We start from the raw sequence: 296 nt of genomic DNA on the forward strand, positions 1-296 counted from the left end.
GCGCACCCGTGCATCGCTGCCGTCGGTGCGCAGCCCCAGTGCGCGGGCGGCTTCGGCATTGAGCACGGTCTGTGCCGCGCCGGTATCGACCACGGCGACCGCCTCAACGCCCGGCGTGCCCAGCGTCAGCATGATGAAGCCGAACTGGTGCAGGCCAGCGCTGCGCCCGGGCAGTGCATTGGCCTGGCAGCCCGGTCCCTCAAGGTTCAACCGCCCGGGCGTCCACAGCGCCAGCTGCTCGCGGCCGAAATCCCAGCGGGTGTCCCAGCGCCCGGTCAGATCATTGCCGATCAAGC

1 protein-coding gene is annotated in these 296 nt (G+C 70.9%); it reads right to left on the reverse strand.

What is annotated here, in order from left to right:
• A partial coding sequence (locus tag EN874_RS33140) for an aspartyl protease family protein (RefSeq protein WP_189396763.1) occupies window positions 1-296 on the reverse strand: 296 nt, incomplete at both ends.

The organism is Mesorhizobium sp. M1D.F.Ca.ET.231.01.1.1 (assembly GCF_003999155.2).
In the GTDB taxonomy this organism is placed as follows: Bacteria; Pseudomonadota; Alphaproteobacteria; order Rhizobiales; family Rhizobiaceae; genus Mesorhizobium.